Annotated in this window: 15 protein-coding genes; 10 read left to right on the top strand and 5 right to left on the bottom strand. The window is 50.2% G+C overall.

Features of this window, described 5'->3' with window-relative positions; translation table 11 throughout:
• The 3 genes from DFR42_RS07055 to DFR42_RS07045 form a co-directional block, all read right to left on the bottom strand.
• Positions 1-3697: DUF4347 domain-containing protein (locus tag DFR42_RS07055; protein WP_170133428.1), on the bottom strand; the 3697-nt coding region annotated here is incomplete at its 3' end.
• Between the two features lie 509 nt (positions 3698-4206).
• Positions 4207-4767 (bottom strand): porin family protein, encoded by a 561-nt coding sequence (locus DFR42_RS07050; RefSeq protein WP_110254155.1) that lies wholly within the window; start codon positions 4765-4767, stop codon positions 4207-4209.
• Between the two features lie 182 nt (positions 4768-4949).
• Entirely contained in the window at positions 4950-6074 is a 1125-nt protein-coding gene (locus tag DFR42_RS07045) for an ABC transporter substrate-binding protein (RefSeq protein ID WP_110254154.1), read from the bottom strand.
• Positions 6075-6199: 125 nt separating this feature from the next.
• On the opposite strand from DFR42_RS07045, the gene mobB reads away from it, so the two are divergent.
• From mobB to DFR42_RS07030, 3 genes are all read left to right on the top strand, one after another.
• The gene (gene mobB, locus DFR42_RS07040) at positions 6200-6739 is read left to right on the top strand and encodes a molybdopterin-guanine dinucleotide biosynthesis protein B (RefSeq protein ID WP_425450867.1); all 540 of its coding nucleotides are present in this window, start codon (positions 6200-6202) and stop codon (positions 6737-6739) included.
• Between the two features lie 63 nt (positions 6740-6802).
• Positions 6803-7003: a YjfB family protein gene (locus DFR42_RS07035; protein WP_110254153.1), complete on the top strand. Its 201-nt coding sequence runs from the start codon at positions 6803-6805 to the stop codon at positions 7001-7003.
• Between the two features lie 224 nt (positions 7004-7227).
• Positions 7228-7680: a hemerythrin domain-containing protein gene (locus DFR42_RS07030; protein ID WP_110254152.1), complete on the top strand. Its 453-nt coding sequence runs from the start codon at positions 7228-7230 to the stop codon at positions 7678-7680.
• Here the strand turns inward: DFR42_RS07030 and DFR42_RS07025 are convergent.
• The gene (locus DFR42_RS07025; RefSeq protein WP_110254151.1) at positions 7668-7886 is read right to left on the bottom strand and encodes an RNA-binding S4 domain-containing protein; all 219 of its coding nucleotides are present in this window, start codon (positions 7884-7886) and stop codon (positions 7668-7670) included. The genes DFR42_RS07030 and DFR42_RS07025 overlap by 13 nt on opposite strands.
• A gap of 36 nt (positions 7887-7922) precedes the next feature.
• Entirely contained in the window at positions 7923-8234 is a 312-nt protein-coding gene (locus DFR42_RS07020; protein WP_245936850.1) for a hypothetical protein, read from the bottom strand.
• 200 nt (positions 8235-8434) lie between these two features.
• Here DFR42_RS07020 and DFR42_RS07015 point away from each other — a divergent pair, with 200 nt between their 5' ends.
• From DFR42_RS07015 to DFR42_RS06985, 7 genes are all read left to right on the top strand, one after another.
• The gene (locus DFR42_RS07015; RefSeq protein ID WP_110254150.1) at positions 8435-8689 is read left to right on the top strand and encodes a BufA1 family periplasmic bufferin-type metallophore; all 255 of its coding nucleotides are present in this window, start codon (positions 8435-8437) and stop codon (positions 8687-8689) included.
• 56 nt (positions 8690-8745) lie between these two features.
• A complete protein-coding gene (gene bufB, locus DFR42_RS07010) occupies positions 8746-9639 on the top strand; it encodes an MNIO family bufferin maturase (protein WP_110254149.1) in 894 nt (297 codons plus the stop codon).
• Positions 9639-10463, top strand: coding sequence for an HvfC/BufC N-terminal domain-containing protein (locus tag DFR42_RS07005; RefSeq protein WP_170133427.1), 825 nt, complete (start codon positions 9639-9641; stop codon positions 10461-10463). Before bufB ends, DFR42_RS07005 begins: the two co-directional genes overlap by 1 nt.
• Positions 10464-10515: 52 nt before the next feature.
• Positions 10516-10995 (top strand): DoxX family protein, encoded by a 480-nt coding sequence (locus tag DFR42_RS07000; RefSeq protein ID WP_110254147.1) that lies wholly within the window; start codon positions 10516-10518, stop codon positions 10993-10995.
• A 179-nt stretch (positions 10996-11174) separates the two neighbouring features.
• On the top strand, positions 11175-12356 hold the full coding sequence (locus DFR42_RS06995; protein ID WP_110254287.1) for an efflux RND transporter periplasmic adaptor subunit: 1182 nt from the start codon (positions 11175-11177) through the stop codon (positions 12354-12356).
• A gap of 3 nt (positions 12357-12359) precedes the next feature.
• Complete coding sequence (locus DFR42_RS06990; protein WP_110254146.1) at positions 12360-15491, top strand: efflux RND transporter permease subunit; 3132 nt, start codon at positions 12360-12362, stop codon at positions 15489-15491.
• A gap of 325 nt (positions 15492-15816) precedes the next feature.
• Entirely contained in the window at positions 15817-17343 is a 1527-nt protein-coding gene (locus DFR42_RS06985) for an alpha/beta hydrolase (protein WP_110254145.1), read from the top strand.
• Positions 17344-17356: the final 13 nt, after the last annotated feature.

Raw genomic sequence — 17356 nt, 5'->3', positions numbered from 1 at the left:
GGTCAGTGATGGTAACGCCAGCAAAGGGAGTAATTGTGGAGGTTTCGGTGACTGTCTGGCCGGCGACTACACCACCGATGACGGGAGCGACATTGGTATTGATGACGATAGCCTTGTTGCTGCCAAGTGAGCCAGCAGCACCGGGCATGGGCAATGTCAGTGTCGCATTATTGCCCAGGTTATCCTTGATGCTGCCACCATTGAGGCTCAGCGCTGTGCTGCTCAGGTAGTCGAGATCAGCGCTGCTGTCTCCCGCTTGCACGGTGTAAATGAAGCTGATGACACTGCTGCCTGAACCGCCGGCATAATTGAGTACGCGGTCAGTGGCACCTGTTCTTAGTGTCATTTGCGGTGTACCGCTCACATAGGTGGTTTCATTGAAATTGATATGGACAGGGATGATGGCACCTGCCGCGTAAGTGCCATCAGGCATGTTGGAAGTGACACTGGTGATGGCGGGACCCTGGTGATCAAGCATGTATATTTCATCACTGCTGCGGCCACCAATGATGACATTGCCCGAAAGGTCGCTAATGCCGGTTGCACTGCTTCTCAAGTGCACACGCAAGTTGCCGTCTCCGGTCAACCCGTTGACCAACACATTGTATGTGCTACCACTACCGGTCACACTGGCAATGCTGCCGCTTGCAGTTCCTGTCGTTGTGAACAGAAAATCACTGGCATCCACGCCATTGACGCTTTCCGAGAAAGTGATGGTGAAGTTAACTGAGCTGGCATTGGTCACCGTGGAAGCACCCGCAGCCCGGTTGATGGATACCGCAGTGGGGGGGACGCCATCAATTAGAATGCCAGCACTGCTGGGCACACCATTCAGATTAAGAGTAGCGTTATTACCTGCAGCATCTTTAATGCTTCCACTATTTAAAGCAATACTGCTACCCAGACTAATGCCATTGGTATCGAGATTTCCGCTGGCCACTGTATAGCTGAATACCAGGGCGGTAGTGCCACCACCGCTGACATACGTAGCTGCAACGGTGCCACCTGTATCGAGTGAGACGGGAATGCTGGGTACGCCAGTAACGTTGACGGCTTCATTGAAATTGACTGTAAAATTCAGGCTTTGTCCCGGTGCATAAGTCGCATTTGCAGGAACTGTGACAGTGCTGACCGCAGGAGCAGTGCCATCCACCTTGACGGCGGCAGTGCTGGCAACTCCGTTCAAGTTCAGGGCGGCATTATTACCCGCAGCATCCTTGATCGTGCCGCCATTAAGCACGACGCTGCTGCCCAGGGAAATGCCATTGGCATCCTGATTGCCATTGACGACGGTGTAAGCAAATATCAATGAGCTGCTACCACTACCGCTCACATAAGTCGCGGCAACCGTGCCACCTGTATCGAGAATGACTGGCAGACTGGGCGTGCCTGTGACTATCACGTTTTCATTAAAGTTGACGGTGAAATTCAGATTTTGTGTTGTAGCATAGGTGGCATTTGTCGGCACACTGACCGTGTTGACAGCAGGTATTCCTGTATCAAATGTCAGAACAGGGCTGCCGCCTGCGCCGCCATTATTGCCAGCCGCATCCGTGTATCTTGCCGCGGCAACAGTGATGCTGGCCGTGCCCCCATTGCTTGCTGTATCTGGTGTGAACATTGCTGTACGGGTCGCGCCAGAACCACTAAGACTGCTCAAAGTTCCGCCTGTCACAGCAATATCACTGTCAGTAAAACCATCTGGTATTTCGCTGAATGCGAAGGTGATCGTCGCAGTTTCGCCTGCTTTGAGGGTACTGACATTGCTGCTGATGGACAGTGTCGGTGCTTTTGTGTCTATGCTGAAATTACTGCTGCTGGTAATGCCGACGCCTGGCGTATTGGTTGAATTAAAGGTGCCTGACAAATTGACCGAAATGACATTGCTGGCACTTTCGAAATTGTTATTCGGTGTAAAAATCGCTGTGTACGTGATATTGTCGGAGGTCTGCAATGCCGACAGGATGCCGTTGGCAATATAGATATCGGCGCTTCCAAAGTCAGAGACGGCCTCGGAAAATGTAAATGTGAGCTCTTGTGTATCGCCAGCCTTCAGCATCGCTTTGGACAAGCCTATGCTCACTGTCGCGGGCGTACTATAGGGGGTAATTGCGCCCAAACTGGCATTAATGCTGTTGCCGTTGCTGCCTGCAATATTGCCGGTACCAGAAGCCGTGCCGCCAAAGCCGCCAGAACCTTTGTTTCCACTACTCAAGGTGGCGACCGATGCGCTATCCATCAATAGGGTGCCCGTTGACCAGATGCCGCCTATTCCATTACCCCCGGTGCCACCGTTACCGTGATTTGCATAGTTCGATGCTGCGCCGCCGCCACCGCCACCGCCTGCAGCTACATTATTGGTGATGACACTATTGGTAATCTTCAGTGTTCCACTATTGAAAATACCGCCTACCGCATTGCCGCCCGCACCTCCCACATAAATGCCACCACTGCCACCACCACCCCCGCCGATAGAGATCGAGCCATTGCTGGACGTTGCACCCGCGCCGCCCAGAGTATAAGACTGACCAAGAAACTGCACGTGCGCACCCCCACCCGCACCCCCAGTGGTGCTGCCGCCGTAACCACCCCGTTGGCCACCAGATGTGCCGGAACCGTTGCCGCCGTGCCCTGCGCTGGGCGATGTCGGCGCTTCACCTATCCTGTCCATCCCGCCTGTGCCACCCAGGCCAGCACCATAGCCACCACCGCCGCCACCGCCGCCGCCTTTGGGGTAGCCGCCACCTGTGCCGCCACCGCCTGAAGCCTTGTTGGCAGTGACCGTGCTGTTGCTGATAATTAAAGTGCCAGCGTTGCGTATTCCCCCGCCAGCGCCATCGAAACCAGATCGGCCAGGGCCTTCCAGGTTGCCGGTGTTGTCTCCACCATTTCCAGCGACCAGACCATTGGTAATGGTCAGATTTTGCAGTGTCGCTGTTGCTCCTGATAAGACGTCAATAACCCGCGCCAAATTTCCCGCGTCAATGCTGACCACGCCTCCTGCATTGTTCTTGCTACCTATGATAGTGAGCGAATGACCTGAATCTGCAGCGATATTTATTGTATTGTTGCTTGCTGTAAAAAGAATATCTCCGGTCAGCGTCAAGATGTCATTCGCGCCGTTTGAATTTGCCGTTGTCATGGCTGCTTGCAGGCTTGCTAAGTCAGATGCTGACAATGTCGCCGCAAGATGATTCCAGTCTGCCAGCTTTTCTGTATCGAGCGCGTTCGCAGTCGTGGCTATGCTTCCGGTAGAAATTTCCAGTACCCAGTCACCGCCGCGACTGGCTGTCCCCGTGCCATTGGTCGATGCCGCTACGTCAGCCCCACTTATCTTTGCCAGTTCATTGATAAAGCTTTGCCCGACGGTGCCCGCGCCTACATCGCAGCCATACAGCAGCAGATCACCGTCAGGTTTCAGGGATGCGCCTATGGCTTGTAATTGATGTTGATAGACTGTCAGGTCACCTTCATGCAAAACAGCGTTACCAAGCAACATAACACCATCGTCACCATGAGAGACGATAGAGATAGAGTCCATGTCCTTACAATTTTTAAGGACGTCTGCAATTTGCTGAACACCATCACTATCTTTGTCAAGCACCACGATCCTTGTGCCGGGTTTGACGGCATTAACAATTTGCTCAACGTCAGGCAATCGGCTATCGATGAAAATTATGGTTTTTTGTACTGGCATCTGCGCTGGATGCTGACTTGTATTTTGTATTGATGCAAAGGTGAGAGGGGGCAGGTACTGGTTACTGGTGAGATGTGCATCTTGCAAACTGGCTGATTCTAACGGGGTCATGGCGCGCAATTTCTTGGTTGATAGCGAATGTAGAAAATGCAGTAATGCTGGAATGACCTAGTTCTCCTTAACATTCATGACATGGGCAGAAGCAGGCCGCAATACTGACAATCAGACAAACAAATTGCTAATTGTAAATATCGACCGTAAGGACTTCGTAAGAGGCGCGTGTGTGCGACTTGTCAAGTTTGAAAGCGCAGGAAGAAGGGGGTGAGTGAATTGCCGTTAAATGGCTAGTGCTGCCTAGGCAAGAAAGGACTGAAATACCTTGTTGCCAGTAGTAAACTATTATCTGCTACTGACAATTTGGTGTGAAGGTGACTCAGTCCGGGAAAGAAACAAGTCAATGAACCATTCTTTGATGTATTGCGTGAGATGCGGCTACATCGAACCCGATATCAGAACAATGCCTGAACACCGACATTGAAGTTGGTGATATTGCCATCGCCACCAACAAAATCAACTTTGCGGCTGGAGATTTCTGCGCGTGCAGCGAAATTAGGTGTGAATGTGTAGGTGGCACCTACACCGACCAGGGCTTGTGCGGAATTTTTATTGCTTGTGCCACGGACATTATTGAAAGTGGCAGTTGCCTCACCTTTGGAATAAGCCAGACCCAGTTTGGTGAACAGGCCCCAATTATTACCGAGTTGGGCGCGATATGTACCAGCCAGGTCAATGCCGCTGGCTTTCATTTCTGCATCCATGCCATAGATAGTGGCTTTGACTGTTCCCAGATCGTAATAACTGCCTTCCAGGCCCCAGTTGGCGTTGAAATTGTAGCCACTCAGGACATTGAAGGAGGTGTCACTGGTTTTGCAACGGGATGTGGCTGCGCAATCCATATTCCAACGCGCCTGACCTATAGTCGCTCCCGCATAAAACTGTGCATTTGCAGTTGTGACCATCAACAAACTGGAAATTGCCAAAGCAAGGGCGATGATTTTTTTGGTAGGCATGATATATCTGATAATTTTTTGAATATGGCAAGTAGATTTCTCTGTTCACTTGATAAGCAAACCTGAAATTTTATTGCAGTGCAGCACTTTATTCTAAAACTATAAATATGTCAAAAATAGTTATTTGTTTAATCGTATACATGTCGTTTTTTGTATGAATGTGTTTTTGATAAATATACGTTTTAAAACAGCAACCCCCCACCTTTTCTGAAGAGTGCCATATCAACATAATTGGACATGCGGTGGGTAGACTCTGATGGGTTTAAGGTGACACCGCCCAGATCGATAATGCTTTTCTGTGTCAGCAAACCCTGTAGTGCATCACGTCCTGGTTTGCCCGTCTGTATGGCTTTGACCAGGGTTTTGGCGACCATGAAGCCTTCAAATGTCAGGGCAGATAAATCCTCATCCCTGAATTTTTTCATCATATTGCTGTGATCTATTTGTATCAGTGATTTCTTGCTCAGTGGATTTGGCACAACCTGGGAAAATACTGTCCATTCCAGTGCCTTGGGGCCGGCAACTTCTGCCAGCGTATCCAGATTAATGAGTGACATGCCTGCAACAAAGGTGCGGGGGGCCTGTTTTCTGAATTCTTTTAAAAATATGCCAGTACCCAGGGTGTCTGCAATGGCAATCACAATACCAGGGTTGGATTTGGCCAGGATGGCGGATTCGCGCTCCATATCAGCGGCCGCTGCTCCTATGCGCACCAGCCCACTCATGAGCATATTGCGTTTGCGCAATTCGGCGACCACATATTGGTACATATCCTGATTGACCGCATTTTCCTGATAAGCGATACCTACGCTTTTAATACCCAGTTTGTCAAAGTAAGAGAAGATGTATTGCATTTCTTGCTCTGGGCTGGGGCGCCAGAACAGTACGCGTGAACTGTAAGCTTTGGCCGATGCTACCAAAGGGGCGAACAAGGTTTGTCCACTTTGCGCAAATCTGGCATTGCTCAGCACGGCATCAGTCACAGCCGCACCTATGCCGCCGAGCAGGTAATCAGCCTTATCCTTTTCCAGCAAATCGCCTACAGCCTGGGCTGACAGCGCAGGATTGCCCTGGTCATCGCGCACCAGATATTTGATACGCTTGCCGCCCACGCCGCCACTCACATTGATGCTGTCGAAGTAGGTGGTAATACCTGCCACATAGTCACGGCCAATGCTACCATTCGGTCCGGACAAATCGATGGCCTGGCCAACGATGATGGTGTTACCTTGTGCCTGTACATTCGCGGCAAATATGCTGCAAAGCAATGTGAAGAAAAAAGCCAGGAGCCTGAGTGGGAAATGCATGTGATAACCTGTGAAATATTGCAATGTTACAATTGTCACATTCAAATATGACTAAGGAATGACGGCGCTTGCTCTTGGCTAATATTCCTAAGTTATATGTATATGCTGTCTTCAAATGATGGAGGATGCTTGTGGCAATGGCAGGACAAATACTGGGTGTTGTAGGATGGTCTGGCAGTGGCAAAACCAGTTTGCTTGAATATCTGGTCAGAGAGCTGACTGCAAGTGGACACAAGATCAATGTTGTCAAACATAGTCATCACGATGTTGTCATCGAGCCACCGCAAAAAGACAGCTCGCGCTTGCGTCATGCTGGAGCACAGGAAGTGTTATTGGCGTCACCATATCGCTATGTCATTGTTCATGAGTTAAGGCAAGAGGCCGAACCAACACTGCGTGAATTGGTGTCGCATCTGGCTTTCGCTGACCTGACTATGGTGGAAGGGTATAAGTGGGAAACCATATCAAAAATTGAAGTCTTCCGGCCCTCTCTGGGCAAGGCAGCTATTTATACCGAAGATGAAGATATTTTAGCGGTTGCTTCCGATGTGCCGGCTCCCCTTGATTTGCGGCCAGGTGTGCAATGGCTGGATTTAAATCAGCCGCGATTGGTGCTGCACTGGATCATTGCTGCGATGCAAAACAATATTTTAAAAAAAATCTGAAATACCCCTAAAGACTTTTCTAAAGTCGCCGTTATCTTAAGTAGACGGATAAGGAGAAATGTCATGGATGTAACCGGTATTGCCAACGTGGCAACGACATTGGCGGATGTGGGTACGAGTCAGGCTGTAAGTATTGCGGTGCTGAAAAAAGCCATTGATGTTTCGGCTGAGAGTGCAACTGCACTGATAGAAGCTATACCCGACAATAAGTCCGTTGCTAATCTACCACCCAATTTGGGTAGAAATATCAATACCACTGCTTGATGCGGGGTTTGAGCTTATTTATTGCTTGTTGAGCATTTTCAGGCAGATATTCAGACAAAACTTGAAAAAGCGCACTGATGGTGCGCTTTTTTGTTTTTCAAAGCCCGTAGTTCTCTTGCAGAGTTTTCATGGCACGAGGCTGATCTGGCGCAAGCAAGTTGTTCTGCTATCGGCGATAATCTCGCCCATTCGCTCTCTCTATTTTTATATATCAGGATGTAAGCATGGAACAAAATTCTTGGGGCTGGTCTGACCGCCTCAGCCTTAGCTTTGAACCTATGGATGATACGCATAAAGAGTTTGTTGAACTCTGTGCGGCCCTGTCCGAAGACAATCCTGCTACTTTCGTCGCCAGGCTGGATGCCCTCATCGTGCATTCCATCGCCCATTTTGAGCAGGAAAACCAGTGGATGGCTGAAACGGCTTTCCCGCCAGCTGGCTGCCACAGGCAAGAGCATGATGCCGTGCTGGAAGTCATGCAGGAAGTCAGGCGCAGGGTAGAGCTGGGCGAGGCTGATCTGGCGACCCGCCTGGCAGAAGAATTACCCCTTTGGTTCGAGCATCACGTCGATACCATGGATAATATGCTGGCACGCTTCATGGCAAGCAATCCTGAAAAGCTTGCCGATGTTGCTGTTACTACTGCGGTCAATGCTGCTCAGTCTCAGCCAGCCTGAACCCTGATTTCTATATCACCCAGGCTGACAAGCTGGCCTGCACGGATTTTTGCAGTCTTGCGCAATTCCTGCTGACCATCGACACTGACATCGCCGCTGGCAACGATAGCCTTGCCAGCACCACCGCTTTCGCACAGGCCAACCAGTTTCAATAACTGGTTCAGTTCTACATATTCGCCTTCCAGGCTAAAACTCAGGCTTTGCATATCAATTCCTCCATCCTGCAATAAAAGGCACGCAGCTTACACTATTTTGCCAGCCGCAAGGCGTGTATCCGCTTTATCCAGCCACATTGATAACTGGGCGATCAGGTCTGCCTGACTAAAGGAGCAACTCTCTTCTGTAAACAAGCTGCCAGATTCAAGGCGGCTCAAGAGGTTTTCCATGACTTCGGCAAACTGTGGTGGCAGATTGCTCAATAAATCTGTCTGGCTGCGCCATATCTGGCAAAAACGGCCTATATTGATCTGCTCAGCAGATAAATCTTTGATACTTTGTCGCAATTCATGGGTGAAGTTGAGCATATGGAAACTTTTAGCTTGAAAAAATGTCATAAGCTAGTAGGATAATCTGATAACAGCTTGAATCCAATCGAAAATACAGCGCGTATTAGTTTGTGTAGATAGAGCAATAAAAAATTTTTCAGAAATTTTGTAAGTTTGTTTTATCTGCGCCGACTATAGGCTGTAGTTTCAAATTTCCCATGTGGGATGTTTTGCTAAGTAGGACATTTAATCATTTACAGGAGATAGACATGAGTAATAAAGCAATGGTCGCAGTCGCACTGGCAGGTTTGTTGGGTTCCAGCATGGCAATGGCAGCTGATCCAGTCAAGACTGAAAAATGCTTTGGTATCGCCAAGGCAGGTCAGAATGATTGCGCTACTAAGTCCGGCTCGCATTCTTGCGCTGGCCAATCCAAGAAAGACAATGATCCAGCTGAATGGAAAAAAGTCCCAGCCGGTTCATGCGAAAAAATGGGCGGCAAACTGGACGCACCTAAGTCCTGAGTATGTCATTGTTGACGGGCCTGGTTATAGTATTGACAGATGTTGACTGACTTATTTTGACTGATACGGCTCGCACTAACTGTGAACCCACGCCTGCCCTGCAAGGGGTAGGTGTGGGTTTGCGTACTCCGCACTATCGTGATTTTCTGCATGCATCTGCAAGCGAAGTGGCACCTGCCGACTGGCTGGAGGTGCATTCAGAAAATTATTTTGGCGATGGCGGCTATGATCTGCATGTATTGCAGACATTGCGCCGCGATTACCCTCTCAGCTTGCATGGAGTGGGTATGGGCCTGGGATCGGCCCAGGGCTTTTCTGAGCAGCATATCAGCCGCCTGCAGCGTTTGATAGAGCGTACTGAGCCCGCCCTGGTTTCTGAACATCTGTGCTGGGGCGCTATTGCAGGCAGGCATTTGAATGACCTCTTGCCTTTGCCGCTGATGCAAAGTGCTCTTGACTTGGTATGCCAGCGCGTCGATGCGCTGCAAACACATTTGCAAAGGCAGGTGTTAATAGAAAACGTCTCCACTTACCTCCGTTTTAATCAGGACGACATGTCGGAGGCTGAATTTCTCGCTGCACTGGTCAGACGCACCGGTTGCGGCATCTTGCTGGATATTAATAATCTCTACGTCAATCAGCATAACCATGGTGAAGATGCACAACAGGCATTGAGTATCATGGCGGGTTTGCCTGCGGGCGCGATTGGTGAAATCCATCTGGCGGGTCACTTGCAGACAGATATCTGCCTGGTCGATGATCATGGCAGCCAGGTGGCTGACCCGGTCTGGGAATTATTCCGGCAGACAGGGCAGATGCTGCCAGCGGGCATCCCTGTCTTGATAGAATGGGACACGGCCATTCCGGCCTTGCCTGTATTACTGCAAGAGGCACAAAAAGCCAGGGATGTTCTTGCGACGCTGCCCGCACAAAAGCGGGTGGCAGCATGATGCCTATTCCCACGTTGCCCACGTTGCACACGCCCCACACGCTGGATGAAATTCAAGAGCAATTTTCCAGAGCCTTGCTACAGCCAGCCAGTGCAGAATCAATTGCTCCTTTATTTCATGCGCATCCGTATCAGGACGACAGGCTGGCTTTGTATCGTGGTAATCTGACTGCTATCTGGACTTCAGCCTTGAAGAACGCCTTTCCTGTCCTGCATCAACTAGTGGGCGAGGAATATTTCGAACAGCTGGCGCGTGCATTTGGCCGTGCCTGTCCATCAGTATCAGGTGACCTGAATCAGTTTGGCGCAAAACTGCCTGAATTCCTGAAGACCATACCCGATGCCGGGGATTACCCTTATTTTTCAGATATCGCATCTCTGGAGTGGCAAGTACATACCGCCTATTATGCTGCTGATGCAGTAGCCATAGGCCTGCATGAGGTACTGCAGGCAATTGCTGCTGGTGGGCAGGATGTGCAGGCTCTGCAACTGGACTTTCATCCTGCGGCCAGCCTGTATCAATCGGCATGGGATAGCGTGGGGATCTGGCATGCCCATCAGGCTGGTGAGGCTGCGGGATTTCCTCAAGATATCAGGCTAGCGAGTTATGCGCTGATAGCCAGAAGAGAGTGGCAAGTTGAGGTGCAAAAGATCGATGAACCTGGCTGGCTGGCTTTGAAAGCTTTGCAACAAGGCCGCAGCCTGGGTGAGGCGCTGGAGCTGGCTCTGGAAGCCGATGCAGGCTTTGCGATTAATGCCAGCCTGCAATCCTGGTTTTTTGCAGGATTATTTACCCAGTTCAAATTTCCTGCAGATAAGTTGTAAGGAAAGGCTTGGCAAGCTGACTAAGATGCAGGAGATCAATTGGAGAATATCGATGTATAACACCCTGCAATACTTTCACGCTTTAAGCACCCGTTTTGATGACAAACTCAGTGCATGGGGCGGCTCGGCCCTGGGCCTGGCCTTGCGGCTATTTATAGGCTGGCAGTTTTTCAAGGCTGGCCTGGTGAAAATAGCAGACTGGCAGTCCACGCTTTCACTCTTTCGCGAAGAATACATGGTGCCGGTTATTCCGCCTGAGCTTGCAGCCTGGATGGGGGCAGGGGGCGAACTGTTTTTGCCTGTCTTGCTGGCCCTGGGTTTTTTTTCCCGTCCCGCAGCACTTGCGCTGTTCGCCGTGAACCTGATGGCTGTGGTTTCTTATCCGCAGTTATTTGAACTGGAATGTCCGGCTGCGGTAAATTCCCATTTCTACTGGGGCATATTATTGCTGGTGCTACTCTGCTTCGGTCCGGGCAAATTGTCCATTGATGCATGGCTGGAATCTGCCAGATTAAATCGCCAGGCAAAATAAGACAGTACTTGGTCGTATTGAGTGAGCATGAAGAAAGAGCCAGTAAAAAAACTGGCTCTTTTTTTGTGGCGAGTCTGTGATGAACTAATTATTATTAGTTCTGTCCAATGCAAAACAAAGTCTGGCCTGCCTGGCGGCAGAGCGGACGTGGCGCAGAATCTCACTGGAATAAATTCATCATGCAAAACAAATCTTATTTCCGCAATGCCCAGGGACAATTACTATGGCGTACACCTGTTGTGGCTGTTGTGGTATTGGTAATTTCTGGCGCTCTGTGGTTTGCTTATTCCAGCAAGACGACGGCGCAGGCAAGCACCAGTGAAAAGAAGGCCGCAGACAAGGAAGTCATCTTTGAACTGGCAGCGGCCGATATTGCCAGTGCTGAACTGAAAGAGTTATCAGCACAGTTGCCAGTCTCTGGCTCCCTGGTGCCTGAAAGCCAGGTTACCGTGCGTGCCAAAGTCATTGCAGAAGTGGCAGAGGCACCATTGCAGGAAGGTGTGGCAGTACAAAAAGGGCAGATCATCGCCCGCTTTACTGCTGCCGATTTGCATGCCAGACTGACCACGCAAGAAGCTGCGGTAGATGAGGCGCAAGCCAGGCTGGCACTGGCGCAAAAGAACCGTCTGTCGAATGAAACTTTGCTGAAGCAAAACTATATTTCACAAAATGCCTATGACACTACGCACAATGGACTGGAACTGGCGCAGGCCAGCCTGAAGTCAGCCTTGTCGCAAAAGCAGGTCGCCCAACTGGCACTGGCAGATACTCAGGTTCGTTCACCTCTGGATGGTTTTATCAGCAAGCGCCATGTGCAGCCCGGTGAAAAAGTGTCGCCAGATACTGCTTTGTACAGCATCGTCAACCTCAGCCACATGACGCTGGAAGCACAAGTGCCAGCCAGTGAAATCCCCAGGGTAAAGGCTGGCCAAAAAGTGGTATTCCATGTAGATGGTTTTGGTGGCCGTGAATTCGTCGGCAAGGTGGCACGTATTAATCCAGCGACAGAAGCTGGCTCACGTTCGATGATGGTTTATGTTGCTGTTGATAATGCCGATGCAGTATTAAAGGGCGGCATGTTCGCCAAAGGCAATCTGGTGCTGGAAAAGACAGCAGCAGTAACAACCGTGCCATTGACGGCAGTGCGACAGGTGAATGGTGCTGATGTGGTCTATCAAATTGTCAATAATCAGGTAAAGATGCAAGCCGTCAAACTCGGCATGCGCAGCGAAGATGAAGGCAAGGTGCAAATCGTGCAAGGGCTGGATGTCGGTGCCGTGTTGATTGCAGCGCGTCTTGATGGCGTAAAGGCTGGCAGCAAGGTGAAAATGCCTCAGGCTAATGCAGCAACGAAGGGTTAAGCCATGTGGATGACCAAAGTCAGTATACAAAATCCGGTCTTCGCCACCATGGTGATGATAGGCCTGATGGTCCTGGGTATTTTTTCCTATAAAGGACTGGGCCTGGAAAACATGCCCAATGTGGAGTCGCCTGGTGTCTGGATGGAAGTCATGTATCCCGGCGCTTCGCCAGAGATCGTTGAAAATGACATTACCAAACCGGTAGAAAATGTCGTCAATACCATCAGCGGCGTCAAGCGCATCATGGCCAGTTCCTATGAAGGCCGCGCAGGTATCTGGATAGAATTCCAGTTGTCGGTGAATGGTGACAAGGTCTTGCAGGAAGTGCGTGACAAGGTTGCCCAGATACGTCCGAGTTTCCCGCGCGATGTGAAAGACCCTTTCATCATCAAGGGGGGGGATGGCAATGGCCGCCCGGTGGTGCAAATGGCGATCAGTTCCAGCGAGCGTAGCCTGCGCGATTTGTCGAATATGACAGACCAGATCATCGTCAAGAAATTGCAGAGTGTGCCAGGCGTTGGCAGGGTGGACGTGCGCGGTGCAGTGGTGCGTCAGGTGCAGGTCAAGCTCATGCCTGACCGCATGGCGGCCAATCATATTGGTGTCAATGAAGTCTTGAGCGCCATACAAAGCACCAATCAAAATATGCCAGCAGGCTTGATTACCCGCGGCGCACAGGATCAGTTGGTCAGGCTGGAAGCCAAGGTTGGTGACACACGCGGCTTCAATAAAATCATCGTCGCCCGGCGTGCAGGCGCACCTGTTTATCTGGAACAGATCGCTGAAGTTCAGGATGGCGAAAGAGAAGAATATTCCATCTCGCGTGTAAACGGAAAAAGGTCAATCTCTCTGGCAGTGAGCCGTATACAGGATGCCAATATCGTTGAAGTTGGTGACGGCATCGTCGAAGCGATAGCAGATCTGAAAACCCGCTTACCCAAAGATGTGCAAATGACAGTCAGTGAAAATAATGCTGATTTCGTCAAACATTCCCTCGATGGCGTCAAGGAGACCATACTAGAAGGTGCGGGCCTGACTGTGCTGATCGTGTTCCTGTTCCTGCATTCCTGGCGAAGTACCATCATCACTGGTCTGACCTTGCCTATTTCAGTGATTGCCACCTTCATTGCATTGAAGGCTTTTGGTTTTACCCTGAATTTCCTGACCATGATGGCGTTATCTCTCTGTATAGGTTTGCTGATTGATGATGCCATTGTCGTGCGTGAAAATATCGTGCGCCACCTTGGTATGGGTAAGGGGCACAGGCAGGCAGCAGAAGACGGCACCAATGAAATTGGTCTTGCCGTCATGGCGACTACCTTTGCCATCGTCGCTGTGTTTGTGCCCGTGGCTTTCATGAAGGGCATGATAGGTAAATTCTTTTTCCAGTTCGGTATCACGGTGACCGTTGCGGTGCTGGTGTCGCTGTTTGTCAGCTTTACCCTTGACCCCATGCTGTCATCGATATGGCGTGACCCGGAAGAAAATCGCTTCAAGCGCCTGCCGTGGTTGGCTAAATTCATGGAGGCGATAGAGCATGGCATAGACAAGCTGCATGTGATCTATGGCAAATTATTGCAACTGGTTTTACGCAAACGCAAAACTACTTTGTTGCTGGCGTTTTCCTTGTTCATAGGTAGCTTCTTTCTCTTGCCTCTGATAGGAACAGAATTCGTACCCGAAGCGGACGAAGGGCAAATCACCATCAACCTGAAAACACCGGTTGGCTCCAGCCTGCAATACACGGATGAAAAAACTCATCAGGTTGAGGCCATACTCAGGGACATGAAGGATATCGAGACCATCAATACTTCTGTCGGCGTGGAGAATGAGAGAAACACGGCGCAAATCAATATGAAGCTGAGCGAAAAACGTATTTCACATCGCAAGTCACAAAAGCAGATAGAAATACAAATTCGTGAACGCTTGAAAAGCATCCCGGGCATAGAAATGGCCGTGGGTTTTGACAAGCCCATCTATGTGGCGATACTGGGGCCGGATGCTGACAAATTGCAGGATGTGATTGATAGCGTCATGAAAAAAATGGCAGGTATCAAAGGCATTGCTGATCTGGAAAGCAGCCTGACTGGTGCCAACCCTACTGTGCTTGTCAAGGTGAATAACGAACTGGCAAATGACCTTGGTTTGTCTGTTCAGCAGATAGGTGCCGCTTTGCGTCCCTTTGTTGCTGGCGATACCCTGGGCCAATGGCTGGCACCGGATGGTCAGAATTATGAAATCAATGTGCAGTTGCCGAAGTCTGGCAGGCAAAAAATTTCTGACCTGGCGGATTTGTCAGTGGCCAGCAGTAAGGTTGATGCCAGTGGCAAACCGATGATGGTGCCTCTGCGTCAGGTCGTACAATTTTTGCCCAGCACCAGCCCGCGCGTGATCAAGCGCCAGGACTTGCAACGCAGGGCGGCCATTTATGCCAACGTGGAAGGGCGGCCTGCCGGTGACGTAGGTACTGAAGTGCAAAATCTGGTCAAGACCATAGAACTGCCGCCAGGCTACCGCTTTGATATTGGTGGCCAGACCAGGGAGATGCAAGAGTCTTTTAGTGCTGCCGTGGCTGCGCTGGGTATAGCGGTCATCTTTATTTACCTGATTCTGGCGTCGCAATTTGGCAGTTTCCTGCAGCCGCTGGCCATCATGACGGCATTGCCGTTTTCCCTGATCGGAGTATTGCTGGCCTTGCTCATTACCGGCAGTACCCTGAATATTTTCTCCATCATCGGCTTCATCATGCTCATGGGACTGGTGACCAAGAATGCGATCTTGCTGGTTGATTTTATCAATCAGTCGCAAAAGCAGGGTATGAGCCAGTTTGATGCTGTGCTGGCAGCCGGGCAGGTGCGTTTGCGTCCCATCCTGATGACGACACTGGCGATGATCTTTGGCATGTTGCCCATGGCCATGGGTATCAGCGATGGCGCAGAAACTCAGGCGCCTATGGGCAGGGCTGTCATAGGCGGCATTATTACTTCTACCTTGCTGACTTTGCTGGTTGTGCCAATTGCCTATACGTACCTGGATAATCTGGGCAAAAAGGCAAAAGCTTATTTTGCTCATGATGAGCCAGATGTATTGAGTGCTACTGATGCTGTTGTCGATGGAGTGAAGACAGCAGGCTGAAAAAGCCGCCGCTTGACATTATGTTACATATGAATTTGCTCTTATTCATATAGAAAAAGATATACTTGCCGCCCGGAAAGAGCGGCAGGTTTTTCTGCGCTTTCTCCCATTTTTTTTATAGTGTTGTATTTGTCCCGCATTAAAACTGCAGGGGGCAAGTTAAAGCAGTTTTTTTAAGAGTGTTTACTCTAGATGGATAGTTTTCGCTATTCAGTAAATTGCGCAAATGACATACTATTCTTAAGTTTTAGAACGCCCGTGCCATTTTTTAAATGATGCTTGGGCTTTTAATGACTTGCAAAAAAATACTTAACAGGAGACAACAATGCGTCAAATTCACGTAGCACTGGGCGTGCTTTCCGCTGCCGTTTTATCGGCTTGCGGTGGCGGCGGTAGTGCTGGTCCAGTCATCGATAACACACCTACCCGCGGCACACTGGTCGCTAATCCACCTGTACTGGTGCCTATTCCTCAGGCTAGTGGCCCGGCACTGACAAAGCTTGATCCAGTCGTCTTCAAGGCTTCTCTGGATGCAGCAAAACCAGGCCTGACTACCATTACTGGTGCGCCCAAGTGTGAAGTCAGCACCTATTACATGAAGTACATCACCGTTGGCGGCGCGAATGAAATGACAGACGCGACCGGTGCCATCATGGTTCCATCCGGCAGCGATCCTGCATGTACCGGCCCACGTCCAGTTATTCTGTACGCACATGGCACGACAGTAGAGAAGTCCTTCAACATGGCAAATCTGCGTGATAACTCAGAATCCACATTGATGGCAGCCATGTATGCAGCACAAGGCTTCATCGTTGTTGCGCCTAACTATGCAGGTTATGACACTTCTGCCCTGACTTATCACCCTTACCTGAATGCTGAGCAACAAGCCAATGACATGGTTGATTCCCTGCGTGCAGCACGCAAGGCTTTCTCTGCTATCGGTGCACAGGATTCTGGCAAACTGGTGGTCAGTGGCTATTCGCAAGGCGGTCACGTGGCAATGGCAACTCAGCGCGCCATGCAAACAACTTACGCTTCTGAATTCAAGGTAACGGCATTGGCTGGTATGTCTGGCCCTTACGCCATGTCTTTGCTGGGTGATGCGACTTTTGCAGGTAGTCCAAATGCGGGTGGTACGGTATTTATTCCTCTGATCGCGACCAGCTGGCAAAAATCCTATGGTGGTTTGTACACTAGCCCTAGCGAGGTCTATGAAGACAAATACGCCACTGGCATAGAAACATTGTTGCCTGGTACTCAATCCATTAGTGAGTTGTTTGCCAGCGGCAAACTGCCAGCATATGCCATGTTTGCCAAGGACTCTCTGCCAGGCCCATCTTCTCCTGCATTCTCGGTATTCTTTGGTGACGGTAACCTGGTGAAGACCAGCTATCGCAATGCCTATCTGGCCGATGCACAGAAAAATCCTTGCAACGTCAATCCAGCTGATCCTTTAAGCTGCACTCCAGCCAATGCTTTCCGCAAAGCTGGCGTGAAGAATGATTTGCGCAACTATGTGCCAAATGTGCCAGTCTTCCTGTGCGGTGGTAATGCTGATCCTACGGTCTTCTTTGCCAGCACCCAGGCAACAGCAGGCTTCTTCCAGGCCAAGGGCTTGCCAGCAGCAGCGTTGACAGTGCTGGACGTGGACTCTTCACCAACCAGTGCTGCTGATCCATTTGCTGCAGCAAAAGTAGGTTTTGCGCAAAGCAAAACGGCGACTATCAATGCAGCCGTTGCCGCCAAGCAGGATCCTGCATCAGCAGTTGCTGCTGCTTATCACGGCTCGCTGGTACCACCGTTCTGCCACGCCGCATCCCGCGCCTTCTTCCAGCAAGTTTTGGCTAAATAAGAGAGGACGCCAT

The sequence above is a fragment of the Undibacterium pigrum genome, from assembly GCF_003201815.1.
GTDB classification, from domain to species: Bacteria; Pseudomonadota; Gammaproteobacteria; order Burkholderiales; family Burkholderiaceae_D; genus Undibacterium; species Undibacterium pigrum.
Note: the sequence above shows the minus strand (reverse complement) of the source record. Positions and strands in the feature narration are given on the sequence as shown.

What these genes read in the sequence shown, in the direction of transcription:
- DFR42_RS07050 (WP_110254155.1), bottom strand. Translation starts at nt 4,767, where the DNA reads ATGCCTACCAAAAAAATCATCGCCCTTGCTTTGGCAATTTCCAGTTTG.
- DFR42_RS07045 (WP_110254154.1), bottom strand. Translation starts at nt 6,074, where the DNA reads ATGCATTTCCCACTCAGGCTCCTGGCTTTTTTCTTCACATTGCTTTGC.
- mobB (WP_425450867.1), top strand. Translation starts at nt 6,200, where the DNA reads ATGCTTGTGGCAATGGCAGGACAAATACTGGGTGTTGTAGGATGGTCT.
- DFR42_RS07035 (WP_110254153.1), top strand. Translation starts at nt 6,803, where the DNA reads ATGGATGTAACCGGTATTGCCAACGTGGCAACGACATTGGCGGATGTG.
- DFR42_RS07030 (WP_110254152.1), top strand. Translation starts at nt 7,228, where the DNA reads ATGGAACAAAATTCTTGGGGCTGGTCTGACCGCCTCAGCCTTAGCTTT.
- DFR42_RS07025 (WP_110254151.1), bottom strand. Translation starts at nt 7,886, where the DNA reads ATGCAAAGCCTGAGTTTTAGCCTGGAAGGCGAATATGTAGAACTGAAC.
- DFR42_RS07020 (WP_245936850.1), bottom strand. Translation starts at nt 8,234, where the DNA reads ATGACATTTTTTCAAGCTAAAAGTTTCCATATGCTCAACTTCACCCAT.
- DFR42_RS07015 (WP_110254150.1), top strand. Translation starts at nt 8,435, where the DNA reads ATGAGTAATAAAGCAATGGTCGCAGTCGCACTGGCAGGTTTGTTGGGT.
- DFR42_RS07005 (WP_170133427.1), top strand. Translation starts at nt 9,639, where the DNA reads ATGCCTATTCCCACGTTGCCCACGTTGCACACGCCCCACACGCTGGAT.
- DFR42_RS07000 (WP_110254147.1), top strand. Translation starts at nt 10,516, where the DNA reads ATGTATAACACCCTGCAATACTTTCACGCTTTAAGCACCCGTTTTGAT.
- DFR42_RS06995 (WP_110254287.1), top strand. Translation starts at nt 11,175, where the DNA reads ATGCAAAACAAATCTTATTTCCGCAATGCCCAGGGACAATTACTATGG.
- DFR42_RS06990 (WP_110254146.1), top strand. Translation starts at nt 12,360, where the DNA reads ATGTGGATGACCAAAGTCAGTATACAAAATCCGGTCTTCGCCACCATG.
- DFR42_RS06985 (WP_110254145.1), top strand. Translation starts at nt 15,817, where the DNA reads ATGCGTCAAATTCACGTAGCACTGGGCGTGCTTTCCGCTGCCGTTTTA.